Origin of the sequence: Streptomyces albicerus (assembly GCF_008905045.1) — a bacterium.
Taxonomy (GTDB): domain Bacteria; phylum Actinomycetota; class Actinomycetes; order Streptomycetales; family Streptomycetaceae; genus Streptomyces; species Streptomyces albicerus.
The window spans coordinates 116,415-139,073 of sequence record NZ_VWMY01000016.1 but is presented as its reverse complement, the minus strand read 5'-3'; the positions used below and the strand labels follow the sequence as shown (position 1 = coordinate 139,073).

The following is a 22,659-nucleotide window of genomic DNA, read 5'->3' as shown; positions in this document are numbered from 1 at the left end:
CCCGCCCCGGTCGGGGGGACCACGTTCACCGTCGCACCGGCGTCCGGTCGGTAGGAGGGGCGGTTCGACCCTTGTCGGGGCCGTTCGGCACTGTTTCGCGGTCCGGCTGCCGACGAGTGGGCAGACGACGCAGCAGCCGCACGAGAACCGCGTCCGCCACTGCGGCCACGACGAACGTCACAGCCATGGCCGCGATGAGCAGTACGGCGAACAGCCGATAGAACTCCGGCGTGAGAGTCGTACGCACTGCTCTCACCTCCTGTGGGGAAAAGCATCGAAAAGTTCCTTCGCTTTCATCCAACTCCGCTGTGAAGCAGGGCACTTGAGCCGAACGGTGCGCAATCCCGTGCCGGACGGCCCTTGTGGCCGGACAGAGGCGGGCCGCTACGCCTGCGCGTCCCCGAGATCACCGCGGCGCTGACCACCGTGCAGCAAATCCGGTCCGCGCGCTTCCCCGCCACCGCGCTCGGTCGGCTCGTGCTGCTGCCGCTGCGTGCACGGCGTCGTACGCGACACCGCCGACCGGTTCACCTTCACCGGAGGTGGCCAGTCGCGAGGTGCCCGCCGATGCGTCCCCGGCTATCACCGCGCGTCAGCACGAGCTCCGGACGGCCGCAGTGCCTGCAGAGAGTTCCGCACGCCCTCGGCGAAGACCTCGACGTCGGGGCAGGCGTTCGCGTCGGCGACGACGGTGATGTTGAACTGCCCGGCGTAGGTGAGCGCGGCGACGGCAAGCGTGAAGTTCCCGGTGATCGGCACCACGGGGAACATCCCGGTCACCCGTGCCCCCGCGAGGTAGAGGGGCATCGGGGGGCCGAAGATGTCGCCGACGTACACGTTCGCCCAGCGTTGGCGGGCGAGACTGCGCCACATGGCCCGTTGGAGGACACCGTTACGCGTGACGATGCCTTCGGACGGACGAACGACGTACTTCTTCCGTTCGGCGCTCGCCGCGGCGATCAGCTGGAGCCTGCGAACAGGATCGGCCTCACCGATCGGGAGCGGCACAAACATCATCCCGTCCTGGTTGCCTCGCACCTGGCCAGGCTTCTCCTGGTGGAGTGAGACGGGCACAAAGGCCCGCAGGACCAGATCCTCGACGCGTTCCTCACGGCTGCGCAGCAGCTCGCGCAGGCCTCCGGCCGTGGCCGACAGCAGGACATCGTTGAGTTTCACTTCGTGGTTGTGAGCGATCTGCTTGGCGGCGTCGAGGCTGTTTCGGATGATCGCCAGCCTACGGTGCGGGCCGATCGGGATATTGAAGCTGGTTCGGGGAGCCCGCTTCTTGAGGTAGCTCTCCCGTACCGCTGGCCACCTCTCCCGGACCCGGTGCCATGTGGCGGGGAGCCGGCGAAGCTTTGACGCCGTGCCTTCGGCCGCCTGAACGCGCCGACGAAGGTTGTCCTCGAACAGGTCGCGGCTGGACGGCATAGGCGCCGGGGTCCAAGGGCCGGCATCGATCGTGGGCGCATCGGCGCTCGGATCGAGGAACGTGCCGAGCAGAGCCACGCCCGCCGCGCCGTCGGCGATGGTGTGGTGCACCTTGATGAACATGGCTACCTGATCACTCGCCAGGCCGGGCAGGAACCACATCTCCCACAGCGGCCGTGACCGATCCAGCGGGAGAGCGCGCAGCTGCTCGACAGTGCGAAGAAGCCGCGCCTCATCCGGGGGAGCGGCGAGTGGGAAGACCCGTACGTGCTCGGTGAGATCGAAGGATCGAGCATCGACCCACAGTGGCCGGCCCAGCCCCCGCCGAGGTGTGTAGAGCAGCTGGCGGAACCGGGGGACCAAAGGCAGACGGCTTCCGATCACATCACGCACCGTCTCGACCCGGAAGCGACCGTCCGGATCGAGCAGCCTGGTGCCATCGAGGACGGCGAGGACTCCTATGACCTCGGGCCAGCCGAGATCATCCGGCCACAGCATCATGAGATCCTGCGGGCTCAACCGTTCCATGATCGCCGGTTGTGACCCGGGCTGGTCAGGCTTGGGCACTCCGCGGGAACTGTTCATGATCCCACCTCCGTCCAGGACGAGGGTCAGGAACAAATCTGCGAGACTCCATTGTCACGCTTGCCTCACTTGCGGTGAAACGTGGAGTCAACCGTGAGCACCGGTATGCGGCGGGGACGCGCCGGGACGTACGGGGGCGCCGGGCGCCGGGAGCGGAGGAGACAACATGGCCGACGAGAAGGCGACGTCGTTGCCGCGCAAGACGTACGAGCAGGAACTGCTCCGTCTACAGACGGAACTGGTGAAGCTCCAGGAGTGGGTGCGAACCGAGGGCGCGAGGCTTGTCGTGGTTTTCGAAGGACGGGACGCGGCGGGCAAGGGCGGCACCATCAAGCGGGCCTCCGAGCATCTCAATCCGCGTGTCGCGCGGACCGTGGCGCTGCCCAAGCCGACCGAGCGCGAGCGCACGCAGTGGTACTTCCAGCGGTATGTCGAGCATCTGCCCGCCGCCGGGGAGATCGTGCTGTTCGACCGAAGCTGGTACAACCGCGCCGGTGTCGAGCACGTGATGGGTTTCTGCACGAAGGAGGAGTATCAACTGTTCCTGCGCCAGTGCCCGATTTTCGAGCGGATGCTGGTGGAGGAGGGGATCCTGCTGCGCAAGTACTGGTTCTCGGTGAGTGACGCGGTGCAGCAGGAACGGTTCCGGCGACGGCTGAAGGATCCGACGCGACGCTGGAAGCTGTCGCCGATGGACCTGGAGTCGATCACCCGCTGGGAGGCGTACTCCCGGGCGAAGGACGAGATGCTGGTGCACACGGACATCTCGGAGGCGCCGTGGTTCGTCGTCGAGAGTGACGACAAGCGCCGGGCGCGGCTGAACATGATCGCCCATCTACTGGGCTCGGTTCCGTATCACGAGGTGCCGCCGCCGGTGCTGGAGCTGCCGCAGCGGCCGCCGTCGACCGGCTACCAGCGCCCGCCGCGTGACCTACAGACATACGTCCCGGACCACTCGGCGAGCCTCTGAGCCGGTCACGAGGTTCACACGCGCTGCGGTACGACGGCGACCGGGCAGGCGGAGTGGTGCAGGACCGCGTGGGCGACCCGGCCGAGCTGGAGTCCGAAGTGCCCGTGACGACGCTGGGCGCCGACCACCAGCAGATCGGCGGTGGCCGAGGCGTCCACCAGCACCCTGCCGGCGGGACCCTCGACGGTCCGCCGACGCACCTGCACGGAGGGGTGGTTCCGCGCGGCGTCACGCAGCGCGGCCTCCAGAGTCTCCGTGGCCAGCTGCTCGTAGTGGTGGGCGGGGTCTCCGGTCAGTTGGGGGCACCCCCGGACGGAGTCTGGGGGAGGATGGTCAAGGGGCTCGTGCGCGGGACACCTCCAGGCTCGTACGGCCCGCAGAGTGGCGTACCGGTCGGCCGCCTCCTGGAAGGCGAAGTCAACGGCCGCCGCGTTCTGCTGGTCCTCGCCGACGCCCAGCACGATGCGCTGGTCGATCCCGGGCCTGGCCTGGTTGTGGTGGCTGCCGCGCAGCACGATCACTGGGCAGTCGGCGCCGGCGGCGACCGCGAGGCTGACCGAACCGAGCAGCAGCTCCGCGATGCCGCTGCGGCCACGCGACCCGACGACCAGCGCGGAGGCGTTCCGTCCCTCGCGCAGCAGGGCGCGGACGGGCCCGTCGGGCAGCACCTCGGTGGAAACCTTCAAGTCCACCTCGCGACGGTGGGCGCGCTCCGCGGCCGCCTCGACGATCTTGTCGTCCAGCACCTGTTCCGAGGATCTGCCAAGGCCCTCGGCGAGCGCGGCCCCTTCGTAGCGCTCCCACAGTGAGGCGTACACGATGCGCAGGGGAACCCCGCGCAGGGCGGCCTCGTCCGCTGCCCAGGCCACGGCGCGCAGGCTGGGCTCCGATCCGTCGACGCCCACGACCAGGGGCAGCTCCATCGTCCTCACCTTCCTTCGGGGAACTCGAAGACGATCCGGGCGTCGACCTGGCCGTGCAGGACGTCCTCGAAGGACTCGTTGACCGAGGCCAGCGGGCGGGAAGCGGAGATCACCCGAGTGCGGCCGGCGGCGTGCAGCCGGAACACCTCGTCCAGGTCCTGCCGTGTACCGACGATGGAGCCGATGACGCTGACGCCCTTGAGTACGGTGTCGAAGATCGGCAGCTGGATGGTGCCGCCCGCCGGGAGCGCGACCATGACGAGCCTGCCGCCGCGCCGCAGCCCGCCGTACGCGGCGGCGAACGCGGCCTCGTTGACGGCGCAGGCCAGCACGGCGTGCGCGCCACCGTGCCGCTGGAGCACCTCGGCCGGGTCCTCCTTGCGGGCGTCGATCAGGATGTCCGCGCCGAGTTCGCGGGCGAGTTCCAGCTTGGCGTCCGTGACGTCGATGGCGGCCACGGTCGCACCGGCGATCTTGGCGTACTGAACGGCGAGATGACCGAGGCCGCCGACGCCGGAGATCGCCACGAGTTGGGCGGGGCGGACCTGGGCGACCTTGAGTGCCTTGTATGTGGTGACACCGGCGCAGGTCAGCGGCGCGGCGTCACGCGGGGAGATGCCCTCGGGCACCGGCTGGGCGAAGTCGGCCCAGGCGAGCATCTTCTCGGCGTAACCACCGTCGCATCCGTAGCCGGTGTTGATCTGCTGCTCGCACAGCGTCTCCCAGCCCGAGAGGCAGTGCTCGCAGCGCCCGCAGGCCTTGCCGAGCCAGGGGACGGCGACGCGTGTACCGACGGTCAGATGCGTGACGCCGTCTCCCAGCGCCTCCACTATGCCGACGCCTTCGTGGCCGGGGACGAACGGCGGGTTCGGCTTGACGGGCCAGTCGCCGTGCGCGGCGTGGATGTCGGTGTGGCACAGCCCGGAGGCCTCGATGCGGATGCGGACCTGGCCGGGGCCGGGCTTGGGATCGGGGCGGTCCTCGATGACCAGGGGCTCGCCGAAGGCTCGTACGACTGCTGCCTTCATGGTCTGTCTCTCCTCGGGTTGTCGGTGGTCAGTCGTGCGGGACGACGGCGACGGGGGCGATGGCGTGGTGGAGGACGGCGTGAGTGATCGGCCCCACGTGGGCACCGAACGGTGAACGGCGGATCCGGCGTCCGACGACGACCAGGGAGGCTTCGCGGGCAGCGTCCACCAAGTGGTCGGCCGCCCTGCCGGACCGGGACCGCTCGACGACCTCGACGGCCGGGTACTTCTGCCGCCAGGGGCGCAGCGCCTCGGTGAGGGCTGTGGCGTCCTGCTTGGCGAGTTCGGCGTTGAGCCCGGGGTCGGCGGGCAGTCCGTAGGCGAAGTAGGGCGGCAGATTCCAGCTGTGGACGACGCGCAGGGCGGTGGCACGGCGTGCGGCCGCCTCGAAGGCGAACTCGATCACCGAGTCGTCGGGGCTTTCGACGTCGAGCCCCAGGACGACGGGACGGTACGGGGCCGCGGCGGAGGGAATCCCCGCCGGATCCATCGTGTGCTCGTCGGCGGCCTGTTCCCCGGCCCGTACGAGGACGACCGGGCGCTCGGTGTGGGCGACGACGGCCAGGCCGACGGAACCGACCATGAATCCGCCGATCCCACTCAGGCCCCGGGAACCGAGCACCAGCAGTTCGGTGTCTTTGGCGGCGTCCAGCAGCACCTCGCTGGGCCGACCGTTCAGCTGCTCCACGGTGACGTCCAACCCGGGGTGGCGCAGCCGGATGCCGTCGGCCGCCTCACGAGGAATCCGCTCGGTCCAGTGCTGCTGTGTCTCGGCGCCGAGAAGCGGGGCCTGCGCGATGGGATCCGGTACCGCCTCCCAGACGTTGACCAGCTTCAGCGGCAGTCCGCAGAGCTTTGCCTCGCGGGCCGCCCATTCTGCGGCGGCGCGGCTCTCGGGGGAACCGTCGAGGCCGACGGTGACGGTGCGGGACATGGTGATACCTCCTGGAGAGGGGATCTGATTCCAGCGTCGTGGCAGGAAGTGGTCGTGGTGCAGGGGCCGCAGGTCCTCGGCGGGGGGCCGGTCGGCTCTGTGCACGCATGGGCCTGGTGGCGGCCGGTGGGGGCCGCGGGGTTCCCCGCGGCCCCCACAGCGGTCAGCGCAGCCAGCCGTTGTGGCGCACGAACGGCAGCCGGGCCCAGAGCTTGCCGACTCCCCACGTATCGCCGGCCGAGGCCAGGGCGAGGGCGATCAGGGCGACGGCGTAGATGACGTGGTAGTCCACGAACGGGTTCGTGGACATGCTGGGCGCTCCGTCGGAGAGGTGCTGGGCGGGCGGCCATTCGGCGATCCACATCAGTGCCATCATCGCGGTGCCGGCAAGGGCGGCCAGACGCAGGGCGATTCCCCCGATCAGGGCGAGCCCGACGCCGAGCAGACCGGCCATGAACAGCCAGTCGGCCCAGGTGTCGCCGGCCCAGGAGTGGAAGGTGGACTCCATCGGCCCCGCCGCGACGCCGCTCAGGAAGCCCTTGGTGGGCGAGCCGTCGTCGATCCAGCCCTTGCCTGACGGGGTGGCGTAGCCGAAGCCGAAGGTCTTGTCGAGGAAGGCCCACAGGAAGGCGAACCCGGTCAGCAGCCGCAGCGACGCGAAGGCGTAGGCCCGCAGGGTGGCCGTGTCGGTCCTCGCCGACACTGCGGACTCAGAGGTGGGTGCGGTCCGGTGCCCCCGCCAGGAGGGCAGGTGGAACCCCGGTCGCCGGTGAGGGTGCTCGTGCACGGCCATGGTGGTGATCCCTTCGGGAATCGGATGATGTCGGGGTCGGTCTCTGACACCCCTCACTCTTGTGGTGCGGGAGGGGCTTCGCCGGATGCCGAAGGTCCGCAGCGGTGGGGCCGAACGGCCCCTTCGACAGGGCTAGTTGGATGTCTGGCGCTCGGTTCCGAAGAGGGCGTGGCCGCCCGGTACCGGGGCGCGTCCGGGCCGGTAAGGCCCATCGCGTCCGTGCGGTCACTCGTGGACCCCGAAGGCCGGACGGCGAGAGGAGCTCCATGCCACGGCGACGCTCAGTACGCCACGAGTCCGTGCTCCCTGAACTGCTCGCGGACCCGCTCGGTCAACGCCGGTTCGGGGACGGGGTTGTCGCGCAGCGGGAAGGGGATGCCGAGGCCTTCGTACTTCGAGGCGCCGAGCTTGTGGAACGGCAGGACGTCCACCCGGTCGACGTTGCCGAGGCCGGCGACGAAGCGGGCGAGCCCGTCGACCGCTTCGGGGTCGTCGTTCCAGCCGGGGACGAGGACGTAGCGGATCCACACGGGGATGCCGAGGCGGTCGAGGCGAGTGGCGAAATTGAGCGTGGGAGCGAGTTCACCGCCGGTCAGCTTCCGGTACGTGGCGATCTCGAAGGCCTTGATGTCCAGGAGCACCAGGTCGGTGTCGGCGAGGAGTTCGTCGGTGGCGCGCCGGCCGAGGAAGCCGGAGGTGTCGAGCGCGGTGTGCAGTCCGGCTTCCTTGCAGCGGCGCAGGACCGCGGCGGTGAAGGTGGGCTGGAGCAGCGGCTCGCCGCCGGTGACGGTCACCCCTCCCCCGGCCGTGGTGACGAAGGTCCGGTACTTCTCGATCTCCGTCATCACCTCGTCGACCGTGGCCTCTCGTCCGTCCCGCATGTGCCAGGTGTCGGGGTTGGCGCAGTACAGGCAGCGCAGCGGGCAGCCGTTGACGAAGAGGACGAACCGGGTCCCTGGACCGTCCACGCCGGTGGACAGGTCCCAGGAGTGGATCCGGCCGGTGGTCATCGTCTTCACCGTTCTCACAGCGTTCCGTGGAAGGTGCGGCTGATCACGTCGAGCTGCTGCTCGCGCGTCAGGCGGACGAAGTTGACGGCGTAGCCGGAGACCCGGATGGTCAGCTCCGGGTACTTCTCCGGGTGCTCCATGGCGTCCTCCAGCGTGGCCCGGTCCAGGACGTTGACGTTCATGTGGAAGCCGCCGGAGGCCGTGTACGCGTCGAGGATGCCGACCAGATGGCCGACGCGCTCGGCGGGCGCATGCCCCAGCCCTTCCGGGGTGATCGTCGTGGTCAGCGAGATGCCGTCGCGGGCCTGTTCGTACGGGAGCTTGGCGACCGAGAGCGCGGAGGCGGCCACGCCGTGCCGGTCCCGGCCGTTCATAGGGTTCGCGCCGGGGGCGAAGGGCTGTCCGGTGCGGCGGCCGTCGGGGGTGTTCCCGGTGTGCTGGCCGTACACCACGTTGGAGGTGATGGTCAGCACCGACTGTGTGTGCTCCGCGTTCCGGTAGGTGGGATGTTCGCGCACCTTCGCCATAAAGGACTTCACCAGGTCGACGGCGATGGCATCGACACGGTCGTCGTTGTTGCCGTAGGCCGGGTAGTCGCCCTCGATCTCGTAGTCGACGGCCAGCCCGGTGTCGTCCCGCTCCACCTTCACCCGGGCGTACTTCACGGCGGACAGGCTGTCGGCCGCCACCGAGAGCCCTGCGATGCCGCAGGCCATGAAGCGGTGCACGGGGTGGTCGTGCAGCGCCATCTCGATGCGCTCGTAGGCGTACTTGTCGTGCATGAAGTGGATGACGTTGAGCGTGTTGACGTAGGTGGCGGCCAGCCAGTCCAGCATCCGGTCGTACGCCGCCTTCAGCTCGGCGTACTCCAGGTACTCGCCGGCCAGCGAAGGCGCCTCGGGGGCGATCTGCTCGCCGGTCATCTCGTCCCGGCCGCCGTTGATCGCGTACAGCAGGGCCTTGGCCATGTTGACCCGCGCGCCGAAGAACTGCATCTGCCTGCCGACCGCCATCGCCGAGACACAGCAGGCGATCGCGGTGTCGTCGCCGGTGCGCGGGCGCATCAGGTCGTCGGACTCGTACTGGACGGCGCTGGTGTCGATGGAGACCTTCGCGCAGAACTGCTTGAAGCCCTCGGGCAGTTGGGGCGACCAGAGCACGGTGAGGTTCGGTTCGGGCGCCGGGCCGAGGTTGTAGAGCGTCTGTAGGAAGCGGAAGGAGGTACGGGTGACGAGGGGGCGTCCGTCGGCGCCGATGCCGCCGATGGACTCGGTCACCCAGGTCGGGTCGCCGGAGAACAGGGCGTCGTACTCGGGGGTGCGCAGGAACCGTACGATCCGCAGCTTGATCACGAAGTCGTCGATCAGCTCCTGGGCCCGGATCTCGTCGATGTGGCCCTCTTCCAGGTCACGCTGGAGGTAGACGTCCAGGAACGTCGAGGTGCGGCCCAGCGACATCGCGGCGCCGTTCTGCTCCTTCACCGCGGCCAGATACCCGAGGTAGAGCCACTGGACGGCTTCGTGAGCGGTGGCGGCGGGGCGGGAGACGTCACATCCGTACGAGGCTGCCATCTCGGTCAGCTCGCCCAGTGCCCGCATCTGCTCGGCGAGTTCCTCACGGTCACGGATGACCTCGGAGGTGGAGGGGCGGGCGTCCAGCAGGGCGCGTTCGTCCCGCTTGGCCTCGCTCAGGCGGGCGGTGCCGTACAGGGCAACGCGCCGGTAGTCACCGATGATTCGGCCGCGCCCGTAGGCGTCGGGCAGCCCGGTGATGATTCCGGCTTTGCGGGCCGCGCGCATCTCGGGGGTGTACGCGTCGAAAACACCGTCGTTGTGGGTCCTGCGGTAGCTGCCGAAGACCCTCGTGACAAAGGGGTCGGGCTCGTAGCCGTACGCGCGCAGACTGTTCTCGACCATGCGCAGACCGCCGTTGGGCATGATCGCCCGCTTCAGCGGGGAGTCGGTCTGCAGGCCGACGATCAGCTCCCTCTCACGGTCGATGTACCCGGGCACGTGCGAGGTGATCGTCGACGGGGTCGCGGGGTCGACGGCCAGGATCCCCCGCCGCCGCTCCTCCGGGAACAGGGCGCTGACCTTGTTCCACACGGCGCGGGTGCGCTCCGTCGGGCCCGTCAGGAAGGCCGGGTTCCCTTCGTACGGGGTGTAGTTGGCCTGGATGAAGTCGCGCACGTCGATGCGGTCGCGCCAGCGCCCGCCTGAGAAACCGTGCCACGCCTCCGACGCTGGTTCGGGTGCCTTCACGTTTGTCGGGGCCACCGCCGTCATCACTGCCTCCGGGATCGTTCACGATGCCGTCCGCAGCCTGCCGCGGACGTCTCCGTTCACCACGCTCGTCCACCGCCGGACCTCGGGACAGGGCCGACGGGAGCCCGGTGCCGTACCGTCCGGCCCTTCTCGCCGAGCGGTTCCGGGGCCGATGTTCCCGACCCGATGAGGCCGTTCGGCCCTCCTTCGCCCAAGGGGTCCGAACAGCGGGAAAAGACGGAAGCGCGACCGGCCGGGACTGCTCGACGGGATGTTCACCGCGGCAACCAGACCAGCGGGGCCCAGCGCTCGGCGCGGCCGTAGCCGTCGCCGGTCAGGGAGCGGTGAGTGTGTTCTCGCTGGTGCGGCCCGCCAGGTAGTCCTCGACGTTGCGCGCGGTGGTCTCGGCGATCTGCGCGACCGCGTCGCGGGTGAAGTACGCCTGGTGGGAGGTGACAAGCACGTTGGAGAAGGTCATCAGCCGGGCGAGCCGTTCGTCCGTCATCACCTCGAGGGACTTGTCGAGGAAGAAGACCCCCGCCTCCTCCTCGTACACATCCAGTCCCACGCCGCTCAGCCGCCCGGCCCGCAGGGTCTCCAGCAGCGCGTCGGTGTCGACCAGGCCGCCGCGGCTGGTGTTGACGAGGATCGCGTCGTCCTTCATCAGTGCCAGGGCCTTGGGATCGACCAGATGATGGGTGTCGGGCAGGAGTGGCACGTGCAGGCTGATCAAGTCGGACTCGGCGAAGAGCCGGTCGCGTCCGACGTACTCCATGCCAAGCTCGACGCACTCGGGGCTGGGCGCGATGTCCCGGCCGAGCAGGCGCATCCCGAAGCCGTGAGCGATGCGGGCGAACGCCGTGCCGATCTTGCCGGTGCCCAGGATGCCGGCGGTGCGGCCGTGGAAGTCACGGCCCATCAGGCCGTCGAGTCTGAAGTCGAACTCGCGGGTGCGGTGCGCCGCTCGGACGATCCTGCGGTTGACGGCGAGCGCGAGCGTCCAGGCGAACTCGGCGACCGAGTACGGCGAGTAGGACGAGACTCGGGCGACCGTGAGCCCGAGCGTCGCGGCGGCCGTCAGATCGATGTTGTTGTAGCCGGTGGCACGCTGGGCGATCATCCGTGTGCCGCCCTCGGCGAGGGTGCGCAGGACGTCCGCGTCGAGAGTGTCGTTGACGCTGCTGAGGACGATCTCGTGGCCGACGCCGGTCGGGACGGTGTCCCGGTCCAGGAACAGCTCCAGCCCTCGCATCCGGTGACGGCCATGGAAAGTCCGGTCGATCGCGTCGGCGAGGAGCGGCCTTTCGTCGGCGAGAACTCCGTAGGCGACGATCTCCACGCGCGGCCTCCATTGGTTCGGTTTCGTCCCGAGCGTAGGCAGTGTTCGACGCGGTCGCTCACTACGCGAGCCCGGCCGGTGACGACGCTCCAGCCTGAGCGCGTGGAGGCATAGACCTGCATCTCGGCCAATCTCGCAGGCGACCACCGTGCCGTCGATAGCACGGGTGAGTTCCGAGGCGGCAGAGGTGCGCAGCATGGCCAGCGCGGACCTGGCACGGCGAATCGGGGCCGAACGGCCCTCGACCAGGCCCCGGACAGCCCCTGTGGGCCGACCCGCGGGTGCCGGACCGTGGAAGCGGAAAACCAGGGAGAGGAAGCCGTCATGACGCAGACCGCACACCAGGTACGGGGGACCCACGCGCTGCTGGCCGACGGCAGCACGGTGGAGATCCGGTCTGCGCGGCCGGAGGATCATCACCAGGTTCTGGGGCTGTATGACGGCATGTCGGTGGAAAATCTGCGGCTGCGGTTCTTCGGAGTGAGCCGCCGGTCCGGCCGGATGGCCGCCGACCGGCTCTGCGCGCCGCCGGAGCAGGGCCACCGCGGGCTTATCGCCCTTCTCGACGGCCGGATCATCGGTGTCGCCGAGTACGAGACCGACCCCGATCCCACCTCTGCCGAGATCGCCCTGGTGGTGGCCGACGGCTTGCACAACCGTGGCGTGGGCACCCTGCTCCTGGAACACCTGGTGCACGCTGCGCGCCAGGCGGGCATCACGACATTCACCGCCGACGCACTCGCCGACAACCACGCGGTGGTGAAGGTCTTCGCCGACCTCGGCCTCACCACGGCCCGCCGGTTCGACGGCGGCGAGATCCACTGCACCGTACGGCTGGAACAGGACGAGCACTATCTGACGGCCCTCGACGAGCGCGGCCGCACCGCCGACACGGCGAGTCTGCGGCCCCTGCTGCGCCCCTCCTCCATCGCCGTGGTCGGGGCTGGCACCAGGCCCGGCTCGGTGGGGCGGGCGGTGCTGAAGAACATCCGGCGCGCCGGGTTCAGCGGCCGTCTGATGGCAGTGAACCCACACGCGGACACCATTGAGGGCACCCCGTGCTTCCCGTCGGTGACCGCCCTGGCCCCGCCGCCCGAACTGGCCGTACTGGCGGTGCCCGCCCGCGCGGTGCCCGAGGTGGCCGAGCAGTGCGGCAAGGCCGGGGTCCGGGCACTGGTCGTGCTGACCTCCGGGCTCGACGCCAAACAGGTGGCGGCTCTGCTGGCCACCGTCCGCCGTCACGGCATGCGGCTGGTCGGCCCGAATTGCTTGGGCATCGCCAACACCGAGGAGGCCGTACGGCTCGACGCGACGTTCGCCGCGCACCGGCCGCTCCCCGGCACCGCCGGGGTCGCCGTGCAGTCCGGCGGCGTCGGTATCGCGCTGCTCGGCGGCCTGACGCGGCTCGGCATCGGGGTATCCAGCTTTGTTTCGCTGGGCGACAAGTACGACGTCAGCGGCAACGACCTGCTCCAGTGGTGGGAGGCCGACGGCACCACCGAGCTGGCCCTGCTGCATCTGGAGTCCTTCGGCAATCCGCGTGCGTTTTCCCGCACCGCCCGCCGGGTCGCCCGGCGGATGCCGGTACTGACCGTTGACGCGGGCCGCTCCGACGCCGGGCGGCGGGCCGCCGCCTCGCACACCGCGGCGGCCGCGACCCCGACCATGACCCGCCAGGCCCTGTTCACCCAGGCCGGCGTCATCGCCACCCGCACCATCGGCGAGCTCCTCGACACCGCCGCCCTGTTGCACTCCCAGCCGCTGCCCACCGGCTCGCGGGTGGCCGTGGTGTCGAACGCGGGCGGGGCCGGTGTGCTGGCCGCCGACGCCTGCGCCGAAGCGGGCCTGAGCGTCCCGGAACTGCCTTCCGAACTCATCACGGAACTTCTTGAGCTGCTTCCCGAAGGGGCGAGCGCCGCCAACCCGGTCGACACCACAGCCGCCGCGGGCGGGGAAGCCCTGCGCGCATGTGTGGACCGGCTGGCCGAGCACGGCGCCGTGGACGCGGTGATGGTGGCGCTTGTGCCCACGGCACTGGCCGCGGCGACCGGCGATGATCCCCTCCGCGCGCTGACCGGGCAACACCCGCGCCCGGTCGCGGCGGTCCTGCTGGACCAGGCCGAGTCGGTACGGCTCCTGCACTGCGGTGCCGGGGCCCTGCCCGCGTACGCCGACCCACAGGCCGCCGCCCGCGCCCTGGCCCACGCGGCGGAGCGCACTCGCTGGCTCGCCAGGCCGCCCGGCACCGTCCCCGAACTGCCCGATGTCGGCACCACCGCGGCCCGCGCCCTGGTGGACAGCTTCCTCGCCGACCACCCCGAGGGTGGCTGGCTCGACCCGCGCACCTGCGCCGAACTGCTCGACCACTACGGCATCCCGCAGCTGCCCTGGGCGTGGGCCGAGGACGAGCAGTCGGCGGTGGACGCCGCCGCCCGTCTGGCCGGACCGAACGGGAGGGTCGTACTCAAGGCGTACTGGCCGGGCCTGCTGCACAAGTCCGACCAGGGCGCGGTGCTGCTCGACCTTGACGGGGAGGAGCAGGTACGGGCCGCCCACCGCGACTTCGTCACCCGCTTCGGCGAGGTGATGACGGGTGTGCTCGTACAGCCGATGGCCGGACGCGGAACGGAACTGGTCGCCGGAGTCGTGCAGGACGAGGTGTTCGGCCCGCTGGTGCTGTTCGGCCTCGGTGGCACCGCCACCGAAGTGCTCGCCGACCACGCGGCACGCCTGGCCCCGCTCACCGACCGCGACGTGCATGACCTGATCACGGCCCCGCGCTGCGCCCCGCTGCTGTTCGGCTACCGCGGAGGCGGCCCGGTCGACCTGGAGGGCCTGGAGCGGCTGCTGCTGCGGCTGTCGCGGCTGGCCTGCGATCTCCCGCAGCTCGCCGAGGCCGATCTCAATCCGGTCGTGGCCCGGCCAGACGCGGTCACCGCCCTCGATGTCCGGATCCGCGTGCTTCCCCGTCGCGCCCGCGACCCGTATCTGCGCCGGCTGCGCTGAACCGAGGAGGAGAGAACGATGAAGCACCGCCACATCGCCACAGTGATGACGAGCGATGTCGTCCGAGTGCCCGTCGCCACGCCGTTCAAGAAAGTCGCGGTGCTGCTCGCCGAGCACCGCATCAGCGGACTCCCCGTGGTGGACGCCGAGGAGAAGGTCATCGGGGTTATCTCCGAGACCGACCTGATGCTCCGGCAGGCACGTCATGAGGAGGCCGGAGCCGGACCGCGCAAGTGGCGACCGCGGACCCGCGCCGCCCGCAGGGCCGAGACCAAGGCCCGCGCCCGCATCGTGGAACAGCTCATGAGCAGCCCGGCGATCACCGTCCACGCCACCGACTCCATCGCCCAGGCCGCCCGCACCATGGCGGAGCACCGCGTCAAGCGGCTGCCTGTGGTGGACGAGGAGGACCGGCTGGTCGGCATCGTCACCCGACGCGATCTGCTCCAGGTCTTCCTGCGCCCGGACAGCGACATCCGCGCCGAGATCATCGACGAGGTACTGGTCCGTTCCCTGTGGCTGGCCCCGCAGGCGATCGATGTGACGGTCACCGAGGGCGTGGTCACACTGAAAGGGCGCCTGGAGCGCAGCAGCGAAGTCGCCGTCGCGGTGCGGATGAGCGGCCAGGTGGACGGTGTGGTGGCCGTCATGAACCGCCTCGACCACGAGTACGACGATTCACATTTGCGGCCGGAGGAGCCCGCCGTGCACGGCGTTGGCGAGGACTGGCTTCGCAGGCTCTGAAAAAAGGGGGCCGGACCGTGACCTGGTACGACCACGACGGCACCAACGGCTGGGGCTCCACCCTCATGACGCTTGGCATGCTCGCTGTCTGGGCCCTGGTGGCGGTTGCCGTGGCGGCGCTGCCGCGCCGTCCAGCGGCCGGCTCCGGGGGGCGGGACGCGTCGCCAAAGCAACTGCTCACGGAAGGGGCTCGCTTGCGGCGAGATCGACGACTAATACCACCGGCGGCTCGAAGTGCTTCAGCACGGACCAGAGCCGCTGCCATCAGAGAAATCGAGGTGATCCGTGATGACCGCCGCACCCCGCGTGCTGGTCGCCTATGGCACGAAGAACGGCTCCACGGCCGAGATTGCCGAGTGGATGGCTCAGGCCATGCTCGAGCGGCACGTGGAGGCCGATGTCCGGCCCGCCGCCCAGGTCGACGACCTCGCCCCCTACGACGCCGTGATACTCGGCGGCGGTCTCTACGCCGGACGCTGGCAGCGTGACGCGTCCCGCTTCGCCCGCCGCCACCGCGACGCTCTCGGTCGGCGGCCCGTCTGGCTGTTCAGCAGCGGACCGCTCGACGCCTCGGCCGCCGAACGAGACATCCCGCCCGCCCCCGGCGTGGCCCGTATCGTCACCCGGCTCGACGCCCGCGGCCACGCCACATTCGGCGGTCGGCTCGTCGAAGGCGCCAAGGGATTCATCGCCCGTCAAATCCTCAACCAGGGCAAGGGAGGTGACTTCCGCGACCGCGAACAGATCCAGGGTTGGGCGCACGGCATCGCGGCCGAACTCACCGGCTCCGCGATGGAGCACCACTGACCCTGCGTCGCCGGGCGTGGCCAGGTCGGACAGCCCAGACCCGGCCGCGCGTGGCCGGTCGCATCGGGCTGGTTCGGCCGACGGCGCGTGTCCTGCTCCTTCAGGTCCCGCGCGGTCAGGTCAGGGGAAAGCCGACTGGTCCCTGCAACGGCTGTGCCTTCCCTATGCCGGATCCAGGATCCGGCATAGGGACGCGAACATGGTGAGGTAGGCACTCTCGTGTCCGGTGGCGTGGCGGCGTTGCTGGAGCGATTCTCTGCGCATGCGCAGAAACGGCTTCGCCCCAGGGCGAACCCTGGGACTGGTGGCCGCGACATCGCTAGCGGCCCTCATCACCTTCATCCGGCCTCGGTTGCTGACCTGGGGGGCGTCGAGCGATGAGGTGGCACGCGCTTACCCGGGCGACGAGCTGGTGCCGAACGCGGATGGCTCGTCGACCATGGCCACGACGCTGCCCGCGCCGCCGGCGGAGGCTTGGCCGTGGCTGCTGCAAATGGGCTGCAACCGCGGAGGCTGGTACAGCTGGGACCGGTTGGACAACGGCGGACAGCCCAGCGCCGACCGCATTGTCAGGGCCTGGCAAAGCCTGGAGGTGGGACAGCGGCTGGATGCGGTGCCAAGCGGTGACGCCTGGTTCACTGTGGCGGTTCTCGATCCGCAGAGGACTCTGGTGCTGCGCTCATCCCTGACACTGCCCTTCGGCCACCCCTTCGACCCGTCGTCGGGTACGGAACCAAGCGCGTACGTGGATTCGATCTGGGGATTCCACCTTGACCCGGACGCCGGTGGCGGAACCCGCCTCGTGGTCCGCACCCGATCCCGCAGCCGGCCGCGTCTGCTGACCAGGCCCATGGACGTGCTGTTCTGGGAGCCCACTCACCTGGTGATGCAGACCCGCCAACTTCGCAATCTACGTATGCGTCTCGGCGCGAGGGCATGACACAGAACTCGGAGTCACCGGCGACGCGAAACAAGGGCCCAGCCGAAGGGCTGCCCGCTCCACGCTCACATTGCGCGTCGGGCGTAGAAGCACATGCGCTGAGTCGTCCCGAAACCCGGAGCCGATCGGCTCTCAGGTGTGCGGCACAACCGCGACGGGGCAGGCCGCATGGTGCAGAGTGGCATGGGCGACGGACCCGATGCGGGTACCGACAGGTGAACGGCGCACCCGGCGGCCGACCACGAGCAGCTGCGCACGGGAAGCAGCCGACAGCAGTACCTGTCCCGCGCTTCCCAATTCGACATGCTCGACCACCGGCACGTTGGGAAACCGCTCACGCCACGGAGCGAGCGCCTGCTCCAATTCCTTGTTCTCGAACGGCTCAAGCCCTCCCGCCTCGTCAGCGAGGCGCATCGAACCTGGGCTGTACGCATAGATGGACGGGACGCTCCAGGCCCTGACCGCTCGCACGGGTGTCCCTCGTACGGCCGCGGCCTCGAAGGCGAACCGCAGTACTGCGTCACTGTCTTCCGCCTGGCCCTGCTGGCCCACGACAACCTCGCTGCCTTCTGGCTCGCTCATCACCCCGTCGGGGGCCCGCACGGACACGACGGGCCGCCGAGCGGCAGCGATCACCTGCTGACCGTACGAGCCGAGCAGGAAGCCGACGAGCGCACCGTGCCCGCGTGAACCGAGCACCAGGAAGTCGGACTGCTCCGCCTCACTCAGGAGAGCGGAAACGGCCGTGTCGGGCACCACTTCGGACGTGACACGAAGATCCGGGAACCGGCCGGCCACGTGTGTCTCGGCTTCCCGCAATACGGAGTGGGCGGACTTGGCCTGCGCTTCCCTGTCCTGGACGACAGGTACGTCCAAGGGCTGCCAGAGCCAGGCGTGCACGATACGCAGCGGCACCCCTCGGAGGGTGGCTTCACCGGCTGCCCACTCCGCCGCGGCCAGGCTTTCCGGGGATCCGTCCACTCCTGCGGTGATTGCGCGGGTCATGGGATGGCCTCCGTACAGGTCATTTTGGGCTCGGTCTTTTCCCCGTGCCTTCTGCCCCCCAGCATCGGGGAGCCGGTCCTGTTCGAAGAGTGCCGAACGGACCTGACATCCGGGCCCGTTCGGCCACAATCCGAACGGGCCCGGACCGGTGACAGCAACAGCTCGTCCTGCGGGCCCCGAACTCAGGGACCTGGCGTCCCGGCAGATTGCCTACGCGGCGGGCCACGTCGTTGAGGAAGCCCTTGGTCGGCGAGCCGCCATCGATCCAGCCCTTGCGGCCGACGGCGGTAGGCGTGCGCGGCGGCGCAGCCGGTTCTGGAGCTGGTCGACGACCTCCCGGGCGCGGAGCGTTCAGGAGGAGAGGTCCACCCCGTAGATCGTGCGCCCACCGACGAGTTCACGACCGGTGACCAGCTCGGCCTCGATGCGTACGAAGACTTCCTCGGGCGCGGCGACCCAGGAGCGTGGACCGGTCCGGGAGAGCCGCCTGTGCTCGGCGGCATCGGTGACCACGGTGGCGCGGCCGGTGACGACGACGCTCCAGCCGGAGTGCGCGACGGCATCGACCTCGTCCGCTTCGAACGCGACCACCACACCGTCGATCGCCCGGGACAGTTCCGATTCCGCCGCGGTGCGCAGCAGTACGGCGGAATCATCGTCCAGGCAGAAGTTGACCGGCAGGACCGCGGGCAGGGCGTGACGGGTGTGGACGATACGGCCGACGGGTGCCCCGGCCAGCAGGCGCAGGCACTCCTGCCGGTCGAGTTCGCGGAAACCGTCGTTGGGGTACAACAGGCGCTCCAGCTCTCACGCGGTACAGCGGTGTACGTCCCATGCTGTGCGCCGGTGGTGGCAGGGGCGAGAGCCCACCGGTCCACCACGGTCGGAGAGTGGCCCCGACGGTGTCGCCCACAGGCGCGCCTGAGCGTTCCGCCGGGGCGGCGGGGGCGCGCCTGGGCTCCGCCCACGACGGGTCGGCCGTTACCGGCCGCGTCGCCGTTCACACCGCGCGCGGCATCAGCGCACCGAGATCGATCGCCCGGTGATGTCTGCGGGATCGATGCACACCCACATGCCCCGCTCGCCTCCCGGCCACGGACCGCTGTACGCCCGCTCCTCCAGCTGGCGTACGGCGTCGGGGTCGGTCACCTCACGGGCGGGGCCGCGTACGAGCACGCTCCAGCCTCGGCTGAGTGCCTCGTCGATGTGGTCGACCTCGAAGGCGACCTGGGTTCCGGCGGCTGCCGCGGGCGTCGCGTCGGGTGCGGTCCGGAAGGCGACCGCATCGTCGACGACGCTGTAGTTCACCGGGACCACGACCGGGCCTGCGGGAGTGGACACGGCGATTCTTCCAACGCCGTGCGTCGACAGCCGTGCTCGGCACTCCTCGGCGTTCAGCTCCACCAGCTCCGGGTGACCGGCGGCCCGGCCGATACCCGGCGGCAGATCGGCTCCACCGCCGCGCAGGGCCGCCACCGTGGTCTCCAGGGTGTCGGCGAGTCGGATGAGGACGCCGGTGCCGGGCGTGGCGGTGGACTGTTCCTCCAGGTACTGGAGGTAGCTGGGGACCGTGCCCGCCCGCTCGGCGGTTTCCTGCCGTGTCAGGCCGAGTTCCTCGCGGCGTTGGGCGATGCGGCGCCCGATGTCGCCCCGTGCGCCGCCCGCTGCCGCGGATGCCGCGTTCGGTGGTGTGTGTTCGGACATCGCCGATCACTTCCTCGCGTCAGGACGCCCTGACCGTCAGGACGTCGTGCGGCTGCCCGCCGAGGACGACCTTGAGCGCGCCGGTCTGGGCGGCCCGGGAGAAGACGTCGTACGCCTCCTCCATGTGGTCCAGCGGGAAGGTGTGGGTGACCATCGACGAGGCGGGCAGGCGGCCTCCGGCCATCATGCGCAGCAGGGTCGGGGTGGAGTACGTGTCGACCAGCCCGGTGGTGATCGTGACGTTCTTGATCCACAGGTCTTCGAGGTGCAGCGCGGCGGGCTTGCCGTGCACGCCGACGTTGGCCACGTGGCCGCCGGGTCGCACCATGCGCGTGCACGTCTCGAAGGTTTCCGGGACTCCGACCGCTTCGACGACCACGTCGGCCCCGAGGCCTTCGGTGAGGTCGGTGACCAGCGATTCGGCCTCGCCCGCGAGGGCGACGGCGTCGGCACCGAGGTGCTTGGCCGCCTCGAGCCGGGCCGGGGCGAGATCCACGGCGATGATCTCCTCTGGTGTGTACAACCGGGCGGTGGCGATCGCGGCGAGGCCGATGGGACCGGCACCGACGACGGCGACGGTGTCTCCGGGCCGTACGCGGCCGTTCAGCACACCCACTTCGTAGGCGGTGGGGAAGATGTCGGCCAGCAGTACGGCGTCCTTGCTGTCCACCGCGCCCGGCAAGAGGTGCGTGGACAGATCGGCGTGGGGCACGCGGACGTACTCGGCCTGTGTGCCGTTGATCAGGTGGCCGAGGATCCAGCCTCCGCCGCCGCGGCACTGACCGTACGATCCCTCCCGGCAGAAGCGGCAGCGGCCGCACGCCGTGATGCACGAGACCAGTACCCGGTCGCCGGGACGGACGGTGCGTACGTCGCTGCCGACTTCGACGATCTCGCCGACGGCCTCATGGCCGAGGACCGTCCCTGGGCGTACCTCAGGTACGTCGCCCTTGAGGATGTGCAGGTCCGTACCGCAGATGGTGACGGAGTCGACGCGGACGACCGCGTCGGTGGCGCCCTGGATGCCCGGGTCCGCGACGTCCTCCCAGGCGGACTGTCCGGGGCCGTGGAAGACGAGTGCCTTCATGACGATCCCTTTCCTCGGTGTTCCGGTCGGTCGTGGCGACCGTTTCGTTGCGAGGCCCCGGTCGTGGGCGGTGCGGCCTCACGTATCTAGCCTGACCGGGACGAATGCCGCCCGCATGGGCTGGCCGGTCCCCACCGCCGGACGACTGGCAGGGCCGTTCGGCGGCAGGCGGGGCCCATCAGCCCCTGCAGAGCCGTCCCCAGGTACCGGAGAGTGACAGGGAGAGCGCTGAGAACCATGTCGAAGGAGGCAGGGGCCATGCGGCACCGGATCGTGAGCGAACTGATGACAACAGGGGTCGTGAGCGTGCGGCAGGACGCGGCCTTCACGGAGATCGCCAAACTGCTCGCGGAGCACGACATCACGGCCGTTCCGGTCGTGGACGACAGCGACCGCCCCGTCGGCGTGGTGTCCGAGGCAGACCTGCTGCGCAAGGAGGCGGGCCGCCTGGATGCGACGGGATCATTGCCCGGCCCCGACCCGCAGTCCGCCGCACGGGCCAAGGCCGAGGCGACCACGGCCGGTGGTCTGATGACCAGCCCGGCCGTCACCGCCCGCCCGGAATGGACGGCGGTCGAGGCCGCCCGAGCCATGGAACGGAACCGAGTCAAGCGACTGCCGGTCGTGGACGGGAGCGGCCGGCTGATCGGCGTGATCAGCCGCGCCGACCTGCTGCGGGTGTTCCTGCGTGGGGACCGCGCCATCCGCGAGGAGATCAGCGGGGACGTACTCGTGCGCACGCTGGGCATCCCGCCCACCGCGGTGACCGTGCACGTCGTCGACGGCCGGGTCACCCTGCGCGGAACCGTTGAGCGCAGGAGCACCGTTCCCGTTGTCGTGCGGCTGTGCCGCAGCGTGGACGGCGTGGTCGAGGTCTCCGAACACCTGGATCACAGGGTCGACGACACCGCCTCGCACACCGGTACCTCTCGACGTGCTGAGCTGTCGCCCTGATGGACCGGGAAACGGCACGCGGCACGGCGCTGCGACGGTTTCCCGATCCGTGCGCCCTCTCCCTTTGGGAACAGTGGCCAAAGGCCGCTCGAGGGGACCAACCGGCCCTACCCATCGCCTCACCGTCCGGGCTTTCCTGTTGCCATGAACGAACCCCGCATCCAGCCAGTGCCTTGCCTGCGCATGCGTGTCGTCGGCGGCACCACCGTCGTGCGGCTGCGCGGCGAGATCGACATCCTGACCGCGGCGCCCCTGTCCGTGCGCCTCGATGTCCTGACCGCCGGCCCAAGTCCCGAGCTGGTACTGGACCTGCGATTCGTGACGTTCATCGACTGCAGCGGTCTGGGCGCACTGTGCCGGGCCCGGAACCGCACGAAAGAGCGGGGTGGCCGACTGCGGCTCGTGACGAGCAGCACGCGCATCCTCCGGTTGCTGCGCCTGACCGATCTGACTCGCGTCTTCGACGTGTACCCGCGCCTTTCCGACGCTCTCGCCCATACGCCGCGCAGGGGCGGCGCCCTGTCCGCCACGGCCGGATGACCGCCTGTCGGATTTGGTCGAGTGGTACGGCGTGAACACCGGCCCGAGCCGTCGTGCCGACCGGGGGCGATTCGGCAGTCCCGTCGCGCCCTGCCGTCGGCCGTGCTCAGCCGCCCTGCCCGTCCGGCAGGCCGGCGTCGGGCGCGGTGCCCCGCGTCCGGTCACGGTCCCGGTGCCGGAGACGAAGGCGGACACCAGGGCCATCGCGTTGTGGTACCCCTGAGCGCGAGTGCGCGCTGAGCCGCACCACGTGTGTGCGGCCGGTCCGCTCTTACTTGGACGCCCTCACCCGCGCGGAGCGGGCTACCTTCACTCGACCCGCGCCGAAATCCGCGCGCGCTCCGGTGAAATTCCTCCTCACGCGCGTGACGAAGCCCGCCTTGACCGCGCCGCCCCAGGACCGGCAGCTGGCCGACGGCGCGGACGAGATCGAGCGCCTGGCCCAGGACGGCTGGCTCACGGACACGGAGCCGCGCCCCGTCCGCCTGGTGCTCTCCCATACGGATGCCGTGCAGCCTCGGAATGGCGCGCATACCGGGGAACCCGGCCTCGCCCCAGCCGAACAGGTCGGGCAGCGGTAGCCGGCCCTGCCTTT

At 70.2% G+C, this 22,659-nt stretch carries 21 protein-coding genes; 8 read left to right on the top strand and 13 right to left on the bottom strand.

Features of this window, described 5'->3' with window-relative positions:
• Window positions 1–25 precede the first annotated feature (25 nt).
• Both GAS53_RS16325 and GAS53_RS16320 read right to left on the bottom strand, forming a co-directional pair.
• The gene (locus GAS53_RS16325) at window positions 26–247 is read right to left on the bottom strand and encodes a hypothetical protein (protein ID WP_151478312.1); all 222 of its coding nucleotides are present in this window, start codon (window positions 245–247) and stop codon (window positions 26–28) included.
• A gap of 335 nt (window positions 248–582) precedes the next feature.
• On the bottom strand, window positions 583–2,016 hold the full coding sequence (locus GAS53_RS16320) for a wax ester/triacylglycerol synthase family O-acyltransferase (protein ID WP_225858947.1): 1,434 nt from the start codon (window positions 2,014–2,016) through the stop codon (window positions 583–585).
• Between the two features lie 166 nt (window positions 2,017–2,182).
• Here GAS53_RS16320 and ppk2 point away from each other — a divergent pair, with 166 nt between their 5' ends.
• Window positions 2,183–2,986: a polyphosphate kinase 2 gene (gene ppk2, locus GAS53_RS16315; protein ID WP_151478311.1), complete on the top strand. Its 804-nt coding sequence runs from the start codon at window positions 2,183–2,185 to the stop codon at window positions 2,984–2,986.
• A gap of 14 nt (window positions 2,987–3,000) precedes the next feature.
• Here the strand turns inward: ppk2 and GAS53_RS16310 are convergent, their stop codons facing one another.
• The 7 genes from GAS53_RS16310 to GAS53_RS16280 form a co-directional block, all read right to left on the bottom strand.
• The gene (locus tag GAS53_RS16310) at window positions 3,001–3,909 is read right to left on the bottom strand and encodes a universal stress protein (protein ID WP_151478310.1); all 909 of its coding nucleotides are present in this window, start codon (window positions 3,907–3,909) and stop codon (window positions 3,001–3,003) included.
• A gap of 5 nt (window positions 3,910–3,914) precedes the next feature.
• Window positions 3,915–4,937 carry an alcohol dehydrogenase AdhP gene (adhP, locus tag GAS53_RS16305; protein ID WP_151478309.1) on the bottom strand — a complete coding sequence of 341 codons (1,023 nt, stop codon included), beginning with the start codon at window positions 4,935–4,937 and terminating at the stop codon, window positions 3,915–3,917.
• Window positions 4,938–4,965: 28 nt separating this feature from the next.
• Window positions 4,966–5,871 carry a universal stress protein gene (locus GAS53_RS16300; protein ID WP_151478308.1) on the bottom strand — a complete coding sequence of 302 codons (906 nt, stop codon included), beginning with the start codon at window positions 5,869–5,871 and terminating at the stop codon, window positions 4,966–4,968.
• Window positions 5,872–6,034: 163 nt separating this feature from the next.
• Window positions 6,035–6,664 carry a hypothetical protein gene (locus tag GAS53_RS16295; RefSeq protein ID WP_151478307.1) on the bottom strand — a complete coding sequence of 210 codons (630 nt, stop codon included), beginning with the start codon at window positions 6,662–6,664 and terminating at the stop codon, window positions 6,035–6,037.
• Between the two features lie 281 nt (window positions 6,665–6,945).
• Window positions 6,946–7,674, bottom strand: coding sequence for a pyruvate formate-lyase-activating protein (pflA, locus tag GAS53_RS16290; protein WP_151478306.1), 729 nt, complete (start codon window positions 7,672–7,674; stop codon window positions 6,946–6,948).
• 14 nt (window positions 7,675–7,688) lie between these two features.
• A complete protein-coding gene (gene pflB, locus GAS53_RS16285; protein ID WP_151478305.1) occupies window positions 7,689–9,959 on the bottom strand; it encodes a formate C-acetyltransferase in 2,271 nt (756 codons plus the stop codon).
• A gap of 313 nt (window positions 9,960–10,272) precedes the next feature.
• Complete coding sequence (locus GAS53_RS16280) at window positions 10,273–11,277, bottom strand: 2-hydroxyacid dehydrogenase (protein ID WP_151478304.1); 1,005 nt, start codon at window positions 11,275–11,277, stop codon at window positions 10,273–10,275.
• A gap of 324 nt (window positions 11,278–11,601) precedes the next feature.
• On the opposite strand from GAS53_RS16280, the gene GAS53_RS16275 reads away from it, so the two are divergent.
• The 4 genes from GAS53_RS16275 to GAS53_RS16260 all read left to right on the top strand — a co-directional run bounded on the left by GAS53_RS16275 (window position 11,602) and on the right by GAS53_RS16260 (window position 16,774).
• A complete protein-coding gene (locus GAS53_RS16275) occupies window positions 11,602–14,283 on the top strand; it encodes a bifunctional acetate--CoA ligase family protein/GNAT family N-acetyltransferase (protein WP_151478303.1) in 2,682 nt (893 codons plus the stop codon).
• Window positions 14,284–14,301: 18 nt separating this feature from the next.
• The gene (locus tag GAS53_RS16270) at window positions 14,302–15,027 is read left to right on the top strand and encodes a CBS domain-containing protein (protein WP_151478302.1); all 726 of its coding nucleotides are present in this window, start codon (window positions 14,302–14,304) and stop codon (window positions 15,025–15,027) included.
• 288 nt (window positions 15,028–15,315) lie between these two features.
• The gene (locus GAS53_RS16265) at window positions 15,316–15,834 is read left to right on the top strand and encodes a flavodoxin domain-containing protein (RefSeq protein ID WP_151478301.1); all 519 of its coding nucleotides are present in this window, start codon (window positions 15,316–15,318) and stop codon (window positions 15,832–15,834) included.
• Between the two features lie 304 nt (window positions 15,835–16,138).
• Window positions 16,139–16,774: a hypothetical protein gene (locus tag GAS53_RS16260; RefSeq protein WP_225858946.1), complete on the top strand. Its 636-nt coding sequence runs from the start codon at window positions 16,139–16,141 to the stop codon at window positions 16,772–16,774.
• A 132-nt stretch (window positions 16,775–16,906) separates the two neighbouring features.
• On the opposite strand, the gene GAS53_RS16255 is transcribed toward GAS53_RS16260, so the two are convergent.
• The 4 genes from GAS53_RS16255 to GAS53_RS16240 all read right to left on the bottom strand — a co-directional run bounded on the left by GAS53_RS16255 (window position 16,907) and on the right by GAS53_RS16240 (window position 20,570).
• Window positions 16,907–17,779 carry a universal stress protein gene (locus tag GAS53_RS16255; RefSeq protein ID WP_151478299.1) on the bottom strand — a complete coding sequence of 291 codons (873 nt, stop codon included), beginning with the start codon at window positions 17,777–17,779 and terminating at the stop codon, window positions 16,907–16,909.
• Between the two features lie 351 nt (window positions 17,780–18,130).
• Complete coding sequence (locus GAS53_RS16250) at window positions 18,131–18,571, bottom strand: pyridoxamine 5'-phosphate oxidase family protein (protein ID WP_151478298.1); 441 nt, start codon at window positions 18,569–18,571, stop codon at window positions 18,131–18,133.
• A gap of 225 nt (window positions 18,572–18,796) precedes the next feature.
• Complete coding sequence (locus GAS53_RS16245; protein WP_151478297.1) at window positions 18,797–19,483, bottom strand: pyridoxamine 5'-phosphate oxidase family protein; 687 nt, start codon at window positions 19,481–19,483, stop codon at window positions 18,797–18,799.
• 19 nt (window positions 19,484–19,502) lie between these two features.
• Entirely contained in the window at window positions 19,503–20,570 is a 1,068-nt protein-coding gene (locus tag GAS53_RS16240; protein ID WP_151478296.1) for a zinc-dependent alcohol dehydrogenase family protein, read from the bottom strand.
• A 258-nt stretch (window positions 20,571–20,828) separates the two neighbouring features.
• On the opposite strand from GAS53_RS16240, the gene GAS53_RS16235 reads away from it, so the two are divergent.
• From GAS53_RS16235 to GAS53_RS55155, 3 genes are all read left to right on the top strand, one after another.
• Entirely contained in the window at window positions 20,829–21,524 is a 696-nt protein-coding gene (locus tag GAS53_RS16235) for a CBS domain-containing protein (protein WP_151478295.1), read from the top strand.
• 144 nt (window positions 21,525–21,668) lie between these two features.
• Window positions 21,669–22,064 (top strand): STAS domain-containing protein, encoded by a 396-nt coding sequence (locus tag GAS53_RS16230; protein WP_151478294.1) that lies wholly within the window; start codon window positions 21,669–21,671, stop codon window positions 22,062–22,064.
• A gap of 365 nt (window positions 22,065–22,429) precedes the next feature.
• On the top strand, window positions 22,430–22,645 hold the full coding sequence (locus tag GAS53_RS55155; protein WP_192583135.1) for a hypothetical protein: 216 nt from the start codon (window positions 22,430–22,432) through the stop codon (window positions 22,643–22,645).
• Window positions 22,646–22,659 lie beyond the last annotated feature (14 nt).

Bases quoted from the DNA above. Each gene is read 5' to 3' on its own strand.
- GAS53_RS16320 (WP_225858947.1), bottom strand. From the start codon at position 2,016: ATGAACAGTTCCCGCGGAGTGCCCAAGCCTGACCAGCCCGGGTCACAA.
- GAS53_RS16265 (WP_151478301.1), top strand. From the start codon at position 15,316: ATGACCGCCGCACCCCGCGTGCTGGTCGCCTATGGCACGAAGAACGGC.
- GAS53_RS16275 (WP_151478303.1), top strand. From the start codon at position 11,602: ATGACGCAGACCGCACACCAGGTACGGGGGACCCACGCGCTGCTGGCC.
- GAS53_RS16240 (WP_151478296.1), bottom strand. From the start codon at position 20,570: ATGAAGGCACTCGTCTTCCACGGCCCCGGACAGTCCGCCTGGGAGGAC.
- GAS53_RS16270 (WP_151478302.1), top strand. From the start codon at position 14,302: ATGAAGCACCGCCACATCGCCACAGTGATGACGAGCGATGTCGTCCGA.
- GAS53_RS16245 (WP_151478297.1), bottom strand. From the start codon at position 19,483: ATGTCCGAACACACACCACCGAACGCGGCATCCGCGGCAGCGGGCGGC.
- GAS53_RS16255 (WP_151478299.1), bottom strand. From the start codon at position 17,779: ATGACCCGCGCAATCACCGCAGGAGTGGACGGATCCCCGGAAAGCCTG.
- GAS53_RS16295 (WP_151478307.1), bottom strand. From the start codon at position 6,664: ATGGCCGTGCACGAGCACCCTCACCGGCGACCGGGGTTCCACCTGCCC.
- ppk2 (WP_151478311.1), top strand. From the start codon at position 2,183: ATGGCCGACGAGAAGGCGACGTCGTTGCCGCGCAAGACGTACGAGCAG.
- GAS53_RS16310 (WP_151478310.1), bottom strand. From the start codon at position 3,909: ATGGAGCTGCCCCTGGTCGTGGGCGTCGACGGATCGGAGCCCAGCCTG.
- adhP (WP_151478309.1), bottom strand. From the start codon at position 4,937: ATGAAGGCAGCAGTCGTACGAGCCTTCGGCGAGCCCCTGGTCATCGAG.
- pflB (WP_151478305.1), bottom strand. From the start codon at position 9,959: ATGACGGCGGTGGCCCCGACAAACGTGAAGGCACCCGAACCAGCGTCG.
- pflA (WP_151478306.1), bottom strand. From the start codon at position 7,674: ATGACCACCGGCCGGATCCACTCCTGGGACCTGTCCACCGGCGTGGAC.
- GAS53_RS16230 (WP_151478294.1), top strand. From the start codon at position 21,669: ATGAACGAACCCCGCATCCAGCCAGTGCCTTGCCTGCGCATGCGTGTC.
- GAS53_RS16235 (WP_151478295.1), top strand. From the start codon at position 20,829: ATGCGGCACCGGATCGTGAGCGAACTGATGACAACAGGGGTCGTGAGC.
- GAS53_RS16300 (WP_151478308.1), bottom strand. From the start codon at position 5,871: ATGTCCCGCACCGTCACCGTCGGCCTCGACGGTTCCCCCGAGAGCCGC.